17 protein-coding genes are annotated in these 18,133 nt (G+C 60.0%); 7 read left to right on the top strand and 10 right to left on the bottom strand.

The genetic code is table 11. From position 1 onward, the window contains the following. Positions 1-65 precede the first annotated feature (65 nt). Entirely contained in the window at positions 66-2,192 is a 2,127-nt protein-coding gene (gene recQ / locus HX793_RS18075) for a DNA helicase RecQ (protein WP_177094452.1), read from the bottom strand. A 275-nt stretch (positions 2,193-2,467) separates the two neighbouring features. Here recQ and HX793_RS18080 point away from each other — a divergent pair, with 275 nt between their 5' ends. The 3 genes from HX793_RS18080 (at position 2,468) to HX793_RS18090 (ending at position 7,027) form a co-directional block, all read left to right on the top strand. Next, positions 2,468-3,055, top strand: a complete 588-nt coding sequence (locus HX793_RS18080) for a UPF0149 family protein (RefSeq protein ID WP_016976541.1) — start codon at positions 2,468-2,470, stop codon at positions 3,053-3,055. A 20-nt stretch (positions 3,056-3,075) separates the two neighbouring features. Continuing rightward, positions 3,076-3,483 (top strand): YbaN family protein, encoded by a 408-nt coding sequence (locus tag HX793_RS18085; RefSeq protein ID WP_042942931.1) that lies wholly within the window; start codon positions 3,076-3,078, stop codon positions 3,481-3,483. 73 nt (positions 3,484-3,556) lie between these two features. After that, positions 3,557-7,027 (top strand): hybrid sensor histidine kinase/response regulator, encoded by a 3,471-nt coding sequence (locus HX793_RS18090; RefSeq protein ID WP_177052487.1) that lies wholly within the window; start codon positions 3,557-3,559, stop codon positions 7,025-7,027. Positions 7,028-7,134: 107 nt separating this feature from the next. On the opposite strand, the gene HX793_RS18095 is transcribed toward HX793_RS18090, so the two are convergent. Beyond that, positions 7,135-8,499, bottom strand: a complete 1,365-nt coding sequence (locus tag HX793_RS18095) for a DNA recombination protein RmuC (protein ID WP_166794315.1) — start codon at positions 8,497-8,499, stop codon at positions 7,135-7,137. A gap of 176 nt (positions 8,500-8,675) precedes the next feature. After that, positions 8,676-8,999, bottom strand: a complete 324-nt coding sequence (locus HX793_RS18100) for an SEL1-like repeat protein (RefSeq protein WP_095017134.1) — start codon at positions 8,997-8,999, stop codon at positions 8,676-8,678. 457 nt (positions 9,000-9,456) lie between these two features. On the opposite strand from HX793_RS18100, the gene HX793_RS18105 reads away from it, so the two are divergent. From HX793_RS18105 to HX793_RS18120, 4 genes are all read left to right on the top strand, one after another. Next, positions 9,457-9,762 carry a hypothetical protein gene (locus tag HX793_RS18105; protein WP_016976536.1) on the top strand — a complete coding sequence of 102 codons (306 nt, stop codon included), beginning with the start codon at positions 9,457-9,459 and terminating at the stop codon, positions 9,760-9,762. A 443-nt stretch (positions 9,763-10,205) separates the two neighbouring features. Further along, complete coding sequence (locus HX793_RS18110) at positions 10,206-10,430, top strand: hypothetical protein (RefSeq protein WP_005790139.1); 225 nt, start codon at positions 10,206-10,208, stop codon at positions 10,428-10,430. Between the two features lie 280 nt (positions 10,431-10,710). After that, positions 10,711-11,193 carry a hypothetical protein gene (locus HX793_RS18115; RefSeq protein WP_177052486.1) on the top strand — a complete coding sequence of 161 codons (483 nt, stop codon included), beginning with the start codon at positions 10,711-10,713 and terminating at the stop codon, positions 11,191-11,193. A gap of 146 nt (positions 11,194-11,339) precedes the next feature. Next, entirely contained in the window at positions 11,340-12,635 is a 1,296-nt protein-coding gene (locus HX793_RS18120; RefSeq protein ID WP_095017137.1) for an OmpP1/FadL family transporter, read from the top strand. A gap of 65 nt (positions 12,636-12,700) precedes the next feature. Here the strand turns inward: HX793_RS18120 and HX793_RS18125 are convergent, their stop codons facing one another. The 7 genes from HX793_RS18125 to cobU all read right to left on the bottom strand — a co-directional run bounded on the left by HX793_RS18125 (position 12,701) and on the right by cobU (position 17,987). After that, positions 12,701-13,252 carry a glutathione peroxidase gene (locus HX793_RS18125; RefSeq protein WP_177052485.1) on the bottom strand — a complete coding sequence of 184 codons (552 nt, stop codon included), beginning with the start codon at positions 13,250-13,252 and terminating at the stop codon, positions 12,701-12,703. A 148-nt stretch (positions 13,253-13,400) separates the two neighbouring features. Beyond that, positions 13,401-14,600, bottom strand: coding sequence for an MFS transporter (locus HX793_RS18130; protein WP_177052498.1), 1,200 nt, complete (start codon positions 14,598-14,600; stop codon positions 13,401-13,403). Positions 14,601-14,663: 63 nt separating this feature from the next. After that, positions 14,664-15,068, bottom strand: coding sequence for a MarR family winged helix-turn-helix transcriptional regulator (locus HX793_RS18135; RefSeq protein ID WP_177052484.1), 405 nt, complete (start codon positions 15,066-15,068; stop codon positions 14,664-14,666). A gap of 42 nt (positions 15,069-15,110) precedes the next feature. Continuing rightward, positions 15,111-15,839: an adenosylcobinamide-GDP ribazoletransferase gene (locus HX793_RS18140; RefSeq protein WP_177052483.1), complete on the bottom strand. Its 729-nt coding sequence runs from the start codon at positions 15,837-15,839 to the stop codon at positions 15,111-15,113. A gap of 2 nt (positions 15,840-15,841) precedes the next feature. After that, complete coding sequence (gene cobC / locus HX793_RS18145) at positions 15,842-16,417, bottom strand: alpha-ribazole phosphatase family protein (RefSeq protein WP_016976528.1); 576 nt, start codon at positions 16,415-16,417, stop codon at positions 15,842-15,844. Then, complete coding sequence (gene cobT, locus HX793_RS18150; RefSeq protein ID WP_177094454.1) at positions 16,414-17,469, bottom strand: nicotinate-nucleotide--dimethylbenzimidazole phosphoribosyltransferase; 1,056 nt, start codon at positions 17,467-17,469, stop codon at positions 16,414-16,416. The genes cobC and cobT overlap by 4 nt, the downstream gene beginning before the upstream one ends. After that, a complete protein-coding gene (gene cobU / locus HX793_RS18155) occupies positions 17,466-17,987 on the bottom strand; it encodes a bifunctional adenosylcobinamide kinase/adenosylcobinamide-phosphate guanylyltransferase (RefSeq protein ID WP_177052481.1) in 522 nt (173 codons plus the stop codon). The genes cobT and cobU overlap by 4 nt, the downstream gene beginning before the upstream one ends. Positions 17,988-18,133: the final 146 nt, after the last annotated feature.

An 18,133-nucleotide genomic window follows, 5' to 3' on the forward strand; every position in this document is an offset into this window, starting at 1 on the left:
CATGAGCTTCGCAAGTAGGCAAGAGTTGCTATGTACTGATTCGTTACATTGTCGTAATTGGCGCACTAAATTTCGAATTCAGACTGCAAAGCCGCCCGCACGCAGTACAAAACACCTTCAGGAACACGCCCGGCAAACAGCGGAGCAATCTCCGCCACAGGTGGCAATTCGCCCTCTCCGTCCAAGAAAGCATCCTGGATTTCGCCGAGCAGATCCTCTGGCAAATCAAGGGCTTGCTCCAGGGACAATTGCTGCTTGCCGATGGATTCGGCAAGCAAGGTGTAGACGTTCTTCTCCGAGCATTGCAACTGGCCGGCGATCTGGATCGGGGTCATGCCAGCACGTGCCAGGCTGATCAGTTCGTGGCGAATATCGGCGACTTCCTTCGGTGCTTCGGCCTGGCCGCCGAGCACTTCGAGGAACGCCTGGCCGTAGCGCTCCAACTTGCGTGCACCGACGCCGCTGACCCTGGCCATTTCCGACATAGTCGTAGGTTGCTCACGCAACATCTCCAACAAGGTGGAGTCGGGGAAAATAACGTACGGCGGCACGCTGTGTTCCTGGGCCAGTTTGCGGCGCAGGGTGCGCAGGGCTTCCCACTGTTCGCGTTCTTCGCCACGTACAAGCTGACTGGCCTGGCTGGTGCTGGTCTTGGCGGTGGTCTGCGGCTTGAGGTCACGACGCAGCTCCAGCGTCACTTCACCCTTGAGCAGCGGCCGGCAGCTGTCATTCAGGCGAAGGCCGCCATAGCCTTCGATGTCGATGTCCACCAGGCCGCGCGCCACCATTTGCCGGAACAGCGAGCGCCACTCGCCTTCGGCGCGGGCCTTGCCGACGCCGTAGACCGAGAGTTTTTCATGGCCGAAGCTGCGTACTTTCTCATTGTCCTTGCCCAGCAACACATCCACCAAGTGGCCGACGCCGTAACGCTGGCCGGTGCGATAGATGGCGGACAAACCCTGGCGCGCCGGCTCGGTGGCGTCCCAGGTCTGCACGCCGTCGGTGCAGTTATCACAGTGGCCACAGGGTTCGGGCATGTCTTCGTCGAAATACGCCAGCAAGGTCTGGCGGCGGCAGCGAGTCTCTTCGCACAGCGAGAGCATGGCGTCGAGTTTGTGCTGTTCCAGGCGCTTGTGGCGCTCGTCGCCTTCGGAGTTCTGCAGCATCTGCTTGAGCATCACCACGTCTTGCAGGCCGTAGACCATCCACGCATCCGCCGGCAAACCGTCACGGCCGGCACGCCCGGTTTCCTGGTAGTACGCCTCAAGGGATTTGGGCAGGTCCATGTGCGCAACGAAGCGCACGTTGGATTTGTCGATGCCCATGCCGAACGCGATGGTGGCGACCATGATCAGGCCTTCCTCGTTGAGGAAGCGTTTCTGGTGAGCCGAACGCGTGTCGTTGGGCAGGCCGGCGTGATACGGCAACGCCGGATAGCCTTGCTCGCAGAGAAACGCAGCCACTTCATCGACCTTCTTGCGCGACAGGCAATAGACGATGCCCGCATCGCTGCGCCGCTCGGAAAGGAACGCCAGCAACTGTTTGCGCGGCTGCTCCTTGGGCACGATACGGTAGAAAATATTCGGTCGGTCAAAGCTCGACAGGAAGCGCTCGGCGTTCTGCAGATGCAGGCGCTCGACGATTTCTTCGCGGGTACGCTTGTCAGCAGTGGCGGTCAGGGCAATGCGCGGCACATCGGGAAACAGCTCCGCCAATTGGCCAAGCTGCAAATATTCGCGACGGAAGTCATGACCCCATTGCGACACGCAGTGAGCTTCATCAATCGCGAACAGGGCGATTTCCAGGCTCTGCAAAAAAGCCAGCATGCGCGGCTGCACCAGACGCTCGGGGGCCAAGTACAGCATCTTCACTTCACCGCGCTTGATCCGCGCCGCCAGGTCGCGCTGCTGCTCGGCACTGAGGGTGGAGTTCAACGACGCGGCGGCGACACCCAGCTCTTCCAGGGTTGCCACCTGGTCGTCCATCAGAGCGATCAGCGGCGACACCACCACGGCCAAGCCATTGCGCAACAGCGCCGGCACCTGGAAGCACAACGATTTACCGCCGCCGGTAGGCATCAGTACCAGGGCGTCACCGCCACTGGCCACGCGCTCAATGATCGCACCCTGGCGGCCACGAAAACTGTCGTAGCCGAAGATGTCCTTGAGGACGCGTTGTGCCTGTTCGAGCATGTAAAACTCCAAAATAGTGCCGAAATCCCTCTGTACAGGCTGGCCGAAAAAAACCGCTTTCACGGGAAATAATCCGTAAGCGAAGTTTTCGCGCACTGGGCTTGGCCTGCAAGGGCATCACAAAACGCGGCAGTATACCCGAGCGCTCCCCGGCAAAGGGCGCCACTGACGAATAGCGAGCGCTATCTAAAACCTGGCAAATATGCAGTGCGGCTGGCCTGGGCGCTCAAGAAAGCCTAGAATTCAGCATCGTTTATTCCCAAGGTAGTCCTTCAATGTCCTTCGCTGAGCAACTAACCCGCCTGCAAGCCTTCCTCGACGCCGATGAGCTGCATGACGAGGCGCTGGACTACGTGGCCGCCCACGGCTACCTGACCGCCCTGTCGATCTGCTCCGACGTCGTCCCCGACCGTGAATGGATCGACGCGCTGTTCGCCGAAGAGCCGCACTACACCGACGCAGCCCAACGCGAAGAAATCGAATCCACCCTGCTGGCCCTCAAGGCCCACATCGGTCGCCAACTGGCCTCCGACGAGGAGTTCGAGCTGCCGTGCGAACTGGACCTGGGCGAAGAGCCGGATGACTCCGACCTGCGCGGCTGGTGCATCGGCTTCATGGAAGGCGTGTTCCTGCGCGAAGCCGCCTGGTTTGAAACCGCCGAGGAAGAAGTCAGCGAAATGCTGCTGCCGATCATGGTCGGTTCGGGCCTGTTCGACGACCAGCCTGAGTTCGCCGACATCGCCGCCGACGCCAACCTGATGGACGACATGATCGTCCAGATCCCGGAAGCCCTGACCGCGCTGTACCTGCTGTGCAACGCACCTGACGAAAAACCGGCGATCCTCAAGCCACGTCACCACTGAGTCGCTTGCCCGTGACACCCATGGGCAATCGTCCTCTGCTCCTGCGCTACCTGTTGCTGGCCATCGGCTGGCTCAGTGTGGCGTTGGGGGTGATCGGCATTTTCCTACCGGTATTGCCGACTACGCCCTTCCTGCTCCTCGCTGCCGCCTGCTTCGCCCGAAGCTCCCCGCGTTTCTACCATTGGCTGGTGCAACACCCGCGCCTGGGGCCGTGGATCCGTGATTACCTGGACGGCAATGGCATTCCCCTCAAAGGCAAGGTCTACGCCATCGGTTTGATGTGGCTGAGCATTGGCGTGTCGTGCTACCTGGTGCCACTGCCGTGGGCGCGCGGGTTCATGCTGACCAGCGCGGTGCTGGTGACGATCTATATCCTGCGCCAAAAGACCCTGCGACATAAGAACCCACACGACCTTGGTCGACACTGACTAACTCCAGGCATTCTGCGAGACTGTCCAACCGGGCCTGGAATGCCTGGGTGTTCTTATGTGCGGAGTTACCATGACGTTGTCCAGCGGGCTGATCGCCGCCGTTGCCCTGGCCTATATGGCCATTATGTTTGCCATCGCCTTCTACGGTGACCGCCGCCGCGCGCCATTGCCGCCGCGCATGCGCGCCTGGGTGTACAGCCTGTCGTTGGCTGTTTACTGCACCAGTTGGACGTTCTTCGGAGCTGTAGGCCAGGCCGCCGAACAGTTGTGGGCTTTTTTACCAATCTACCTGGGACCGGTGTTGCTGCTGGTATTGGCACCTTGGGTGCTGCAGAAGATGATCCTGATCAGCAAGCAGGAAAACATCACCTCCATCGCCGACTTTATTGCGGCACGCTACGGCAAATCCCAATCCCTCGCCGTGGTCGTCGCCCTGATCTGCCTGGTCGGCGTGCTGCCTTATATCGCCCTGCAACTCAAAGGCATCGTGCTGGGCGTCAATCTGCTGATCGGTGCCGGCGCCGACACCACGGGCACCCGCGCCCAGGACACCGCGCTGATCGTGTCGCTGGTGCTGGCGCTGTTCACCATTGTGTTTGGTACGCGCAACCTCGATGCCACGGAACACCACCGTGGCATGGTGCTGGCGATTGCGTTTGAATCGCTGGTCAAGCTGTTCGCGTTTCTGGCGGTCGGCGCGTTTGTGACCTACGGCCTGTACGACGGTTTCGGCGACCTGTTCAGCCAGGCCATGCTCGCGCCACGCCTGGAGGAATACTGGAAAGAGACCGTCAACTGGCCCTCCATGGTGGTGCAGACCGGCGTGGCCATGATGGCGATCATCTGCCTACCCCGACAGTTCCACGTCACGGTGGTGGAGAACATCGACCCGCAGGACCTGCGCCTGGCCAAGTGGGTGTTTCCCGCCTATCTGATTCTTGCCGCACTGTTTGTAGTACCGATCGCCTTGGGCGGCAAGATGATGCTGCCCAGTTCGGTACTGCCGGACTCCTACGTGATCAGCCTGCCGATGGCCGAAGCTCATCCCGCGCTGGCCGTGCTGGCATTTATCGGTGGCGCATCAGCCGCTACCGGCATGGTCATCGTGGCGAGCATCGCCCTGTCGACCATGGTGTCCAACGACATGCTGCTGCCCTGGCTGCTGCGTCGTTCCAGCGCCGAGCGGCCGTTCGAAGTGTTCCGCCACTGGATGCTGTCGGTACGCCGCGTGAGCATCGTGATCATTCTGTTGCTGGCTTATGTCAGCTATCGCCTGCTGGGCTCCACCGCGAGCCTGGCGACCATCGGCCAGATCGCCTTTGCCGCCGTGACGCAACTGGCTCCAGCCATGCTCGGTGCGTTGTATTGGAAACAAGCCAACCGGCGCGGGGTGTTTGCCGGGCTGGCAGCCGGTACTTTCCTGTGGTTCTACACCTTGGTCCTACCAGTGACGGCGAAAAGCCTGGGCTGGTCCCTCAGTCTTTTCCCAGGATTGACGTGGATGCATTCCCACCCGCTGGGCCTGTCCGTCACCTCATTGACCTTGGGCACCGTGTTCTCCCTGGCGGGTAACTTCACGCTGTTTGTGTGGGTGTCGATGCTGTCGCGCACGCGGGTTTCCGAGCACTGGCAAGCCGGGCGTTTCATCGGCCAGGAAATCAGCCAACGTGCCAGCGCTCGCTCGATGTTGTCGGTGCAGATCAGCGACTTGCTCAGCCTGGCGGCGCGCTTTGTCGGTGAAGAACGCGCCCAGCAAAGCTTTATCCGCTTCGCCTATCGCCAGGGCAAAGGCTTCAACCCTAACCAGAATGCCGACAATGATTGGATCGCCCACACCGAGCGGCTATTGGCTGGCGTGCTGGGAGCATCTTCGACACGTGCGGTCGTAAAAGCTGCCATCGAAGGGCGGGAAATGCAGCTGGAAGACGTAGTCCGAATCGCCGACGAAGCGTCGGAAGTGCTGCAGTTCAACCGCGCGTTGCTCCAAGGCGCCATCGAGAACATTACCCAGGGCATCAGCGTGGTCGACCAGTCCCTCAAGTTGGTGGCCTGGAACCGGCGTTATCTGGAGCTGTTCAATTACCCGGACGGCCTGATCAGCGTGGGTCGACCTATCGCCGACATCATCCGCTACAACGCCGAACGCGGCCTGTGCGGGCCGGGCGAGGCCGAAGTGCATGTGGCGCGACGGCTGCATTGGATGCGCCAGGGCCGCGCGCACACCTCCGAGCGCTTGTTCCCCAATGGCCGGGTGATCGAGTTGATCGGCAACCCGATGCCCGGCGGCGGTTTCGTCATGAGTTTCACCGACATTACCGCGTTCCGCGAAGCCGAGCAGGCGCTCACCGAGGCCAACGAAGGTTTAGAACAACGGGTGACCGAGCGTACCCATGAACTGTCGCAGCTCAATGTGGCGCTCACCGATGCCAAGGGCGTGGCCGAGTCCGCCAGCCAGTCAAAGACTCGCTTCCTGGCGGCCGTCAGCCATGACTTGATGCAACCCTTGAATGCCGCGCGGCTGTTTTCCGCCGCTCTCTCCCACCAGAACGATGGCCTCTCCAGCGAAGCGCGGAAATTGGTGCAACACCTGGACAGCTCACTGCGTTCCGCCGAAGACCTGATCAGCGACCTGCTGGATATCTCACGCCTGGAAAACGGCAAGATCAATCCGCAGCGCCAGCCGTTTGTACTCAACGAACTGTTCGACACCTTGGGCGCGGAGTTCAAGGCGCTGGCCCAGGAACAAGGCCTGCGTTTCCGCCTGCGCGGCAGTCGCTTGCGCGTCGACAGCGACATCAAGTTGCTGCGGCGCATCCTGCAGAATTTTCTTACCAACGCTTTCCGTTATGCCGACGGCCCGGTGCTGCTTGGCGTACGCCGACGCAAGGGCGAGCTGTGCCTGGAAGTATGGGACCGTGGCCCCGGTATCCCGCTGGATAAACAGAAGGTGATCTTCGAAGAATTCAAGCGCCTGGACAGCCACCAGACCCGCGCGGAGAAAGGCCTGGGGCTGGGCCTGGCAATCGCCGACGGCTTGTGTCGTGTGCTCGGCCATCGGTTGAGCGTGCGTTCATGGCCAGGCAAAGGCAGCGTGTTCAGCGTACGCGTGCCGTTGGCGCGCAACCAGGCCAGCCAGCAGGTCAAGACGCCACAGGAAACCGGACTGCCGTTGAGCGGTGCACAGGTCCTGTGTGTGGATAATGAAGAGAGCATCCTGATCGGCATGCGCAGCCTGTTGACGCGCTGGGGCTGCGAGGTGTGGACCGCCACCGACCAGGCGCAGTGTGCGGCGTTGCTCGCCGACGGTGTGCGCCCGCAACTGGCTCTGGTGGACTACCACCTGGACCATGGCGAAACCGGTACTGAGCTGATGGGTTGGTTGCGCGCGCAATTGGCCGAGCCGATTCCCGGCGTGGTGATCAGTGCCGACGGTCGCCCGGAGATGGTGGCCGAGGTGCACGCGGCGGGGTTGGATTACCTGGCCAAGCCGGTGAAGCCAGCGGCGTTGCGGGCACTTTTAAGCAGACACCTACCTCTGTAGGAGCGAGCTTGCTCGCGAAGAACGCACAGGCAACACGGTCATTCAAAATGCCGGCGTTATCGTTGACGTTTTTCGCGAGCAAGCTCGCTCCTACAAAAGGCGATCGTTTATTCAGGAAGATGGGCCACGCCATCTGAATCCGTCATCGCCCGCTCAAGCAAATCAGCCGGCAGGCTTTTACTCGCCCGTGCCCCCAGCAACCTCAATTGCTCGGTGCGGCTGACAAGATTTCCGCGTCCATCTGTCAGCTTGTTTCGCGCCGCGCTGTAAGCCTTATCCAACTGCTGCAAACGGTTACCCACTTCATCCAAGTCTTGGATAAACAGCACGAACTTGTCGTACAGCCAACCGGCGCGCTCAGCAATTTCCCGGGCGTTCTGGCTCTGGCGTTCCTGCTTCCACAAGCTGTCGATCACGCGCAGGGTCGCGAGCAAGGTGGTCGGGCTGACGATCACAATATGGCGGTCAAAGGCTTCCTGGAACAGGTTGGGCTCGGCCTGCAATGCAGCAGAAAACGCCGCCTCGATCGGCACGAACAGCAACACGAAATCCAGGCTGTGCAGGCCTTCCAGGCGTTTGTAATCCTTGCCGGCCAAACCTTTGACGTGGTTTCGCAGCGACAGCACATGCTGCTTCAGAGCTGCCTGGCCGATCACTTCGTCATCCGCCGCCACGTACTGTTGATACGCGGTGAGACTGACCTTGGAGTCCACCACCACCTGCTTGTCGCCGGGCAACATGATCAGCACGTCGGGCTGGAATCGCTCGCCATCCGGGCCTTTGAGGCTGACCTGGGTCTGGTACTCGCGACCCTTTTCCAGGCCTGCATGCTCCAACACCCGTTCAAGGATCAACTCACCCCAGTTACCTTGGGTTTTCTGGCCCTTGAGCGCGCGGGTCAGGTTGGTGGCCTCGTCCGACAGGCGCAGGTTCAGCTGCTGTAGGCGCTCCAGCTCTTTAGCCAGGGAAAAACGCTCGCGCGCCTCGTTCTGATAGCTTTCTTCCACACGCTTCTCGAAGGACTGGATGCGCTCCTTCAAGGGATCAAGCAATTGGCCCAGGCGTTCCTGGCTGGTTTCGGCGAAGCGCTGTTCGCGCTCGTCGAAAATCTTTCCGGCCAACTCGGCGAACTGCGCACGCAACTCATCGCGCGAGCCTTGCAGGTCGGTCAGGCGTTGTTGATGACTGTCCTGTTGTTCACGCAGTTCGGCGCGCAAGGCGGCCGATAAGGCATCGAGGCGGCGCAGCTCGGTTTCCTTGGCGCTACGATCAAGGTTCCAGGCGTGGGCAGCATCGCGGGCGTTGTCACGATCGATTTGCAGCAACTCGACCTCGCGGCGTACTGCTGCGAGATCGGCTTGCTTGGCGGCGTTGGCCTGGCTCAAGTCGCTGATTTCATCGCGGCTGGCATCCAGCTGTGCGGCCAGGCCTTCTTGGGCCAGCTGTGCAGTGGCCAAGCGCTCCTCGAGCAACTCCCAGCCAGTCATGCTTGCGGTCAACCGTCGCTGGAGCTGCCAGCACACGGCCAGTAAGGGCACGGCAGCGCCAGCGAGGCCCAAGGCAATACTGGTCCAGTCAAAAACCATAGACATGTCTGCCATCACCGAAAAAAAACCAAGGTTAGCGGAGCACAGGGCCTGAGGACAGCTCAGTCTTCGACCTGACCCAGTTCGCGCTGTGCGCGCCGGTCACCGGCGCGGGCCGCCTGGCGCAGCAAGTCGTGACCGATGCGGCGGTCGCGGGCATTCCCGCATTCGCGGCACATCAGTTGGCCCAGGCGGCTCTGCGCAGCGACCACCCCTTCACGGGCCGGCTGCTTGAGCAAACGCCCGGCGAAGTGCTTGACGTTGGGGTTGTGACCCAGGCGCGGGCTGTCGAGCAACCACAGGGCAACTTTCAAGGAGAAGCGCTTGGGAGCGGTAACAGTTTGAGGGGCGTCGGTAACAGAAGGTGATACTGAGCGAAACTTCATAAAGCACTGTGGGACAGAACGGAAGGCGCGCCACTCTACTCTTTTTTTCGTACAGGTAAAGCTGAAAAAACTCTGCACGCCCGTTCTAGAGCAAGCGCTCGGGACAATCCACAGAAGCTGTGGATAACTCAGTGGACAACCCCCCTTGAACTCGCGCAAAGCCCCATGGAATGGGGGCCGCAGTCAAACTGACGATTTTTTCACCAATAAAAAAAAGCCAGATTTTTCATTGACTTAAATTTCCAATGCAGGCAAATGGCAGCCCCACAGTGCACTTGACAGAGCGGTTACACACGCCGCAACCAATGTGCACAAGTACCCACTCGATGGTTATATAGCCGGCCTTTTTTGAAGCCAGTCGCTACAAAAATGTTACCGCAAGGACAAACCAGGGACTTTTCAAATCTTTCCCGGCTCGCCACACTCCCCAACCTACAACGCAACAGTGGGTGGGTTGATGAAAGGGATTCTGTTATTCGCCGTGTTGCTGCTGGCCATCTGCGCCGTTTCCTTGGGGATCAATGCAGCACTTCCGTCACCGGATGGGGCGCTGTTCGCCATCGCGATCCTGCTGTCGGCGGCGTTCACTGCTGTGAGCCTGTGCATCGAACTGGGCGAAGGCCGGATAAATGACATGGGCGACGTGATGAAGGTGGTCGAGACCGGCCGATCCCTACGCCTGACCCTTGCCGCCTACGGGCTGGGCTGTTCACTGGCGGCGGCGACTACAGTGCTGGTTTATCGGGGCCTTCTGGGCGGCTGATGAAAGTTTTTTAGCTAACACACTTCCCTTACCTGTTTCAATCCGTTACTATCCGCGGCGTTAGTACCAAGCTGAAAGTCAATTCTGGTCGAACAACTCCCCTGTCCAACACGGGATCGACCACCTCGATGGTTTCCAGGTATCACTTGCGACGACACTGCCTTTGAACAAGCAAAGGGTGTTGCGAAGTTTCCATACTCTGACCGAACCAACCTGCAAATTGATCAGGATCTTCACCCCGGGCCCAGAACCTTTGCCCCTGTTGTGTTGCCTGCCCTCCTAAGTACCTACCTGCCAGCCCAAGCGCGCCTAACTTATCAGCGCTTCAAACTGGCTGCTTTGTTCCAGTCGGTTTCTTCGTTCGATCAATCGTGATCAACGTCGCTGGAACGTTTTAATACGGCACGGTTCTTATCTGTGTCATTTGTAGGAACACCAATAATATGAACGCTCAAATCCATACTCAGGATGCCATTCGCACCCTCACCAACGCTTTTGCTCCAATGAACTGCCTGATCATGGCCGCTCGCAAAGGCTGCTTCAGCTTCACCCTGGTCAACGAACATGGCATCGCTCGTCACAGCGAACGTCTGTACCCCGATCAATACTCCAGCGCAGAACCGCTGCAGGCCGTGATCGAGCGTACCCGCCAGGCACTGACTGCCTGATCGACCCGAGTCGCTGAAATACAAAAACCCTGTTTAAAAAGCAGGGTTTTTTATTGCCCGGAATTTGCCAATTGAGTCTTTGCACTAAGTTCAAATAGGCATAAACGTTATAACTAAATGAAGAAGATGCTTTAAAAACAGTCCTTTACATCATAAATATGACACTACACTTCAACTCAAGCGGCATGATCCGCTTCCGGCGAGCCTGAGATCCGATCCACTGCTGCCAAGCCCCCACCTTCTCAGGCTTCGTCGACCACTTTCACGGATTGAGGCTTGTATGGGTATCGCTGCCAGCGAATTGTGTCGTTATGTGATCCGGCCAACCTTGATGTACCTCGGCCGCCATGACCCGACGGCCGAGTCCCTGCTGCTGGGCATTGCCGCCAGTCAGTCGGAACTCGGTTCCGCACTGCACGACCGCCGTGGGCATGGCCTGTACAGCATCACCGAACCGCGCCACCGCGCCTTGTGGGATGACTACCTGGCGCTCGACCCCGAGCGCGCCAGCCTGGTCCGCGGGCTCGCGAGCCAGCACGCGTTCCTCAGCGCCCCGCAACTGGAACTCACCGTCAACCTGCGTTACGCCACGGCCATCGCATGGTTGTTGGTGGAACAACACACCCCCGCACTGCCTCCGCCCGGTGATGTGCTGGCAATGGCACGTATCTGGAAAGAAATTTTTCACCCACAAGGACGGCTGCGCGATTTCACTCAAGCCTGGCAAACCTGTGTTTCACCCATGAATCACGTGGTTTGCTGACCGGGCAATTTGCAAGATTCGTCAAAAACCCTGGAATTTGGTCGGATTGTCCTACAAAACCGCTCTATCTCCTGCATTACAGCCTATAGCGCGATCTTAAATTTATTGTTACTTTCCGCAGCGGTGATCACCACGGAGTTCTAATAATGAAAAAAGTAATGCTCAAGACCACACTTAGCCTCGCCGTTGCCATGGCATCTTCCCAACTGTTCGCAAGCGGTTTCGCACTGAACGAACAGAGCGTCAGCGGGATGGGTACGGGTTTCGCAGGTCGCTCTTCTTCTGCCGATGATGCAAGCACTGTTTACGGTAACCCGGCCGGTATGGCTCGCCTGAATGGGCAGCAAATTACAGGCGGTGTTGCTGCGATTGACGCTTCGACCGATATCAGCCACGTCAGTGGCAACACCAACACCAGCGGTAGCAACAAAGGTGACATGGTGCCTTTCACAGCCGTTCCATTCGGCTTCTACACAAACAAGCTCAATGAGCAGTGGGCCGTCGGTTTCGGCGTCTATGCTCCGTTCGGCTTGGTGACTGACTACGAAAGTGGTTTCCAGGGCCGTGGCTTTGGCAGCAAGAGCGAAGTGAAGGTCATCACCTTCCAGCCGACCGTCAGCTACGCGTTCAACGACAAGGTTTCCATCGGTTTTGGCCCGACCATCAACCGGATCTCTGGTGTATTGGAGTCGGACGTCTCGTTGCCTCAGGTTCCAGGCAGCGGCCCGAACAACATCAAGATCAAGGGTGACGATACTGCCCTGGGCTTCAATTTCGGTGTTCTGGTGCAAGCCACCGACACCACCCGCGTGGGCCTGACTTATCACTCGAAAGTGAAGTACAAGCTCGAAGGCCATACTGAAGTGACCCCGGGTACGGGTGTTCCAGGCATTGCGCTACGCGGGAATCGTTACGATGCTTCGCTGAAGATCGACACCCCTGAATCCTGGGATCTGTCGGTCACTCAGGACATGAACGATGCATGGAAACTTTATGCGGGCGCTACCTGGACTCGTTGGAGCCGCCTGAAAGACATCACCGTCAACAACGAAGGTGTAACCGCTGCCAACGGTGGCGGCGTTGCCCCGGCGCTGGTCGGTACCATCAAAGAAGATCAGAACTGGCACGACACCTGGGCATATGCAGTCGGTACTTCGTACCAACTGACCAAACAGGTGGTACTGCGTACCGGCCTGACCTTTGACCAGTCGCCTACCAACAATACTGATCGCTCACCACGCATCCCGACAGGCGACCGTACGATCTTCAGTGTGGGTCTGGGCTACGCGGTCATGGATAACATGACCATCGACCTGGCTTACTCGTACCTCAAGGAAGAAGACGTCAAAGTACAGCGCACCAATGCCCTGCGCCAGACGTACAACGCCAAGTACGAAAACAGCGCCAACGGTTTCGGCCTGGGCCTGACCTACAAGTTCTAACCCACAGCCGTATAAAAAAGCCCCACTCTCCTGCAAAGGAGGCGGGGCTTTTTATTGGCTGGCGATCAAGGCTTGGACGCTATCGCCTCCTCCACCGCCTTGATCATGTCCGGGCTGTCCGGCTTGGTGAGGCTAGAAAAATTGGCAATCACCTTGCCCTGCCGATCCACCACGTACTTGTAGAAATTCCACTTCGGCGGCGTGTCGGTCTGCTGCGCCAACACCTTGAACAGGTGCACCGCATCGGGCCCCTTGACCTTCTGTGGCTCGGTCATGGTGAAGGTCACGCCGTAATTCACGTAGCAGACCTTGGCGGTCTCTTCACCGGTCTTGGCTTCCTGCTTGAAGTCATCGGACGGCACGCCGATCACTTCCAGTCCGTCGCCCTTGTAGCGCTGATACAACGCTTCGAGGCCTTTGAATTGCGGGGCGAACCCGCAAAAGCTGGCGGTGTTGACGATGACCAGGGGCTTGCCGGCAAAACGCTGGCACAGGTCGATGGATTCCTTGGCGCGCAGCTTGGGCAACTGGCCTTCCAGCAGCGGCGGGCAACTGGCAGCCAGCGCAGCACTGCCAATAGCCATCAGGACGGGTACAGCAAGCCAACGCATCTGCATGTCGTGTGTCCTTAAGTAGTCAAACCATGAACTTAACAGATCGACATACCCAGTTGCATCAACGCCAGCCCGCCGTTTTGCCAGCCCCACCAGGCCAGCAACATCAAAACCAACACCGCGGCGAGTATCAACCCGCGTATCGTTATGCTCATGCCGCCTCCATCTGCGCCTGCAATCGCGCCACTGGCCGCTCGCGTACCGGCCAATTCAGGGCCGCAGCGAGCAGGCTCAGCAGGATCGCGACCTGCCAGATCAAATCGTAGTTGCCGGTTCGATCATAGACCACCCCGCCTAGCCAGCCACCCAGGAACGAACCGAGTTGGTGGAACAGGAACACGATCCCACCGAGCATGGAGAGGTTTCGTACGCCGAACAATGTGGCGACGGTGCCGTTGGTCAGCGGAACGGTAGACAGCCACAGGAAGCCCATCGCCATACCAAACAGATAGGCGGTGACTTCAGTGACCGGCGCCCACAGGAACAGCACGATCACCACCGCACGCAGCAGGTACAAACCGGTCAACAAGCGCGGCTTGGACATGCGCCCACCGAGCCATCCGGCGGTGTAGGTGCCGAAAATATTGAATAGGCCTATCAGCGCCAGCACCGTGGTCCCGACGGTGGCCGGCAAGTGCTGATCCACCAGGTAGGCCGGCAAATGCACGCCGATAAACACCACCTGGAAACCGCAGACAAAAAAACCGAAGGCCAACAGCCAGAAACCGGAATGGGAACAGGCTTCCTTCAAGGCTTCGCGCAAGGTTTGCTGCCCCGCCAGCACCGGCAATGGCCGGTCCTTGAGCATCGCCACCAGCGGCAGAATCAGCGCCACCATCAGGCCCAGTGCCAGCAGTGCCGCAGACCACCCCAACCAACTGATCAAACCCAAGGTGCCGGGCACCATGGCGAACTGACCAAACGAACCCGCAGCACTCGCAATCCCCATGGCCATGCTGCGTTTTTCCGGCGCCACGGCCCGGCCGACCACACCAAGAATCACCGAGAACGAGGTGCCGGACAGGCCGATACCAATCAGCAAGCCGGCACTTAAGGACAACGACCACGCCGAATCGGACATGCCCATCAACACCAGGCCCACCGCGTACAGGACGCCGCCGACGAACACCGCTTTAGTCGCGCCAAAGCGGTCAGCCAGGGCGCCGGTGAACGGTTGCGCCAGGCCCCAGATCAGGTTCTGCAAGGCAATGGCAAAGGCGAAGGTCTCACGGCCCCAGCCGAACTCGCTGCTCATCGGTGCCAGGAACAGGCCGAAACCGTGCCGCACGCCCAATGACAACGCCAGGATCAGCGCACTCCCTACAAGAATCCAGCCACTGGTGCGCCACATCGAGGTCATTTCTTATTCTCCGCTCGCGGGTATATACCCGCTTGTATTCGAACAAATCCGCGCTCAGGCGAGTTCGTCCAGCAAGGCCAACAAGGTTTCGCGTTTTTGCGCGCCGAGTTGATCGATCAATTTCTGCTGCGCCGCTTCCCAGGCGGGTAATGCCGCCGCCAGTCGTGCGACACCGTCCTCGGTCAACATCACCAGGCGGTTGCGCAGGTCATCGCCTTCCACCAACCGCACCAGGCCCTCGCCTTCCAGCACCCGCAGGTTGCGCCCCAAGGTGCTGCGATCCAGCCCCATCGCTTCCGCCAGGCTGGAAATGCTCGGCTGGTCGAGACGCTGCAAGTTACACAGCAAAGAATACTGGGCAACGTTGATCCCGAAGCCATCCAGGGCGCCGTCGTAATGCCTGCTGACGCCACGGGCGGCACGTCGCAGGTTGGTACATAAACATTGGGAGGCAAGCATGGAAGGTGTATATACCCGCGATTAATGAAATGCAAGAAAGTGTTACAGCGCCAGGCCGACCAGAACCGCGACTTCCAGCAGCTCCAGCAAGGCGCCTGCGGTGTCGCCCGTGGTGCCGCCCAGGCGGTTGACCATCAATTGGCGCAGCCCGATAAAGCAGACCGCAGCGAGCAATACAGCCATCCCACCGTTGAAGCCGCCGATAAGAATGCAGGCCAAACCACTGAGGATCAGTACCTGTTGGCCGACAATTCTCGGCAAATGATCCGATAACGCCTGGCCCAATCCACCGGTACGCACATAGCGCGTGGTAAGAAACAGCGCCAGCATCGAGGCGCGGCCGATCAGTGGCGCCAGGATCAGTGCGGCGCCGTTGCGCTGCTCAATCAAGGCTACCAACGCGGTGAACTTGAGCAGCAGCACCAACCCGAGGGTGACTACGGCAATCGGCCCGCTACGTGGGTCCTTCATGATCGTCAGCGTGCGCTCGCGGTCGCCAAAACCGCCGAGCCAGGCATCGGCGCTGTCCGCCAAACCGTCTAGGTGCAGGCCACCACTGAGCAACACCCAGGCCGTCAGCAACAATGCGGCATGCAGCAGCAACGGGGCGCCCATCAATACCGAATTCAAGCCCCACAACAGCACGCCGAACAACAAACCCACCACCGGATAAAACAGCAGTGAGCGTCCCAACTCCTGAGGCTGCGGCATACCCGGCAAGCGAATCGGCAGGCTGCTGAGAAATTGCAGGGCGATCCAGAAGGGCAGCATGTCTACACCCCTTCCGTCAGTGTGCCGTCAGCATCGACGTGCAGGCTGAACAACCCGCCATGGCCCACTTCGACATTCAGCAGCTGCTCCCTCGGCAGACCACGCGCTCGCGCCAGTAACAGACGCATCACACCGCCATGACTGATCAACAGCACACGCTCACCGGCATAGGCCTGATGCAAGCGTGCGACAGCGCCCAAGACCCGGTCGGAAAAGGCGCTGACAGGCTCGCCCTCCGGCGGTGTAAAGCGGTAGGGATCCGCCCAGAACAACCCCAGCCCTTCGGCGTCGGTTTCCATCAAGGCCGCCGCACTGTGCCCTTCCCAGGCACCGAAGTGCAGCTCTTGCAGATCTTTTTCCAGGCTCACCGGCAGCTTGAGTTGAGCCCCCAATTCCTCGGCAAACCGCGCGCAGCGCTGCAACGGCGAGCTGACCAGACGGTCCCAAGGCCCCTGCGCCACCACGGCCGCGCGCATCTGCGCCCAGCCGTTGGCGGTGAGGGCATCGTCCAGGCTGCCGCGCAGGCCGCCGCCCAGCTCGGTTTCACCGTGACGCAGCAGGTCCAGGCGCAAGGTCATGCCGGGCGGTCTGCCACGGCGGCTTCGGCGAAGGTCGCCATCTGCCCGTGTAATGCACACGCCAGACGCAACAACGGAACTGCCAGCGCCGCACCGCTGCCTTCGCCCAAGCGCAGGCCCAGTTCCAGCAGCGGCTGCGCGTCGAAGCTTTGCAACACATGGCGATGACCCGGCTCGGCACCGCGATGGCCGAACACCAGCCATTCACGGCAGGCCGGGTTCAAGCGTGTCGCGACCAGCGCCGCGACGGTACAGATAAAACCATCCACCAGCACCACGATACCTTTCTGGGCGCAGGCCAGGTAGGCGCCCACCAGAGCGGCAATTTCAAAGCCACCCAGATTGAACAGCGTCTGCAACGCATCACCACGCTGACCGGCGTGCAGCGCCAGGGCGCGCTCGATCACGGCCACCTTGTGGCTGACGCCTTGGGCATTCAAACCCGTCCCCGGCCCAGTGAGATCACTGACCTGGCAATCGAGCAAGGCACACGCCAACGCACTGGCAGCGGTGGTGTTGCCGATGCCCATCTCGCCACCGATAAACAGCTGCGCCCCGCTCGCCAACGCACGCCGCGCACTGTCGCGGCCGGCCTGCAGGGCGAGCAGCCCCTGAGCCACGGTCATCGCCGGGCCGTTGACGAAATTGGCGGTGCCCGCGCCGATATTCAGGTGACGCACACCGGGCAGGTCCAGAGACGGCGTGACCGTGCCGAGGTCGACCACCTCCAACTGCGCGTCTAACTGCCGCGCCAACACACTGATGGCCGCGCCACCGCTGACAAAGTTGAGCAGCATCTGCCCGGTGACTTCCTGAGGAAACGCCGACACGCCTTCCGCGACCACGCCGTGGTCACCGGCGAAGATGGCGATCCACACGTGATCGACCAACGGTTTGACCTGGCCCTGCAAGCCCGCCAATTGCACCGCCAGCGCCTCCAACTGCCCGAGAGAGCCGGCCGGCTTAGTCAATTGCTGCTGGCGCGCCAGCGCATGTTCGTACGCTTGGGCGTCAATCGCCTTACAAGGGTTGAGCCACCAGGTGTCAGTCATAACGCAGTACCTTTCAAAGTCAGGGGCAGGCCGGCAACCGTCAGGACAACACGCTGACAGCGCTCGGCCAAGGCTTGATGCAGCCAACCGGCTTCATCCACATAGCGGCGAGTCAATTCGCCCAGCGGCACGACACCCAGACCGGTCTCGTTGCTGACAAAAATGATTTCACCCGGCAGCGTGGCCAGGGTTTCCAGCAGTTGATCGCGTTCGGACGCCAGGCGATTAGCGTCTTCAAGCATTAGCAGATTGGTGAGCCATAGCGTCAGGCAATCCACTAGCAAACACTGCGCAGGCGCCGCGTTTTCGCGCAGCACGCGAGCCAGTTCCACAGGTTCTTCAATCAGGCCCCAATGCTCGGGGCGACGCTGGCGATGCAGCGCGACGCGCTCATTCATCTCACCATCCAACGGCTGGCTGGTGGCGATATAAGTGACGGGCAAACCACTGTCGCTGGCGAGCTTTTCGGCGAGACGACTTTTGCCGGAACGGGCGCCGCCGAGTATTAGTTGGAGCATGGGATGGCACCTTGAATCGGCTGAAATGTATCGGCCATCAGGCCGCCATCGCGGGCAAGCCCGCTCCTACAGAAAAGCCAATCTGCTTTTGATCTGGCTTTTGATGTTGATCTCAAGCGCCCCGTAAAACCACGCTGGCCGAACGC

The sequence above is a fragment of the Pseudomonas reactans genome, assembly GCF_013387025.1.
Taxonomy (GTDB): domain Bacteria; phylum Pseudomonadota; class Gammaproteobacteria; order Pseudomonadales; family Pseudomonadaceae; genus Aquipseudomonas; species Aquipseudomonas reactans.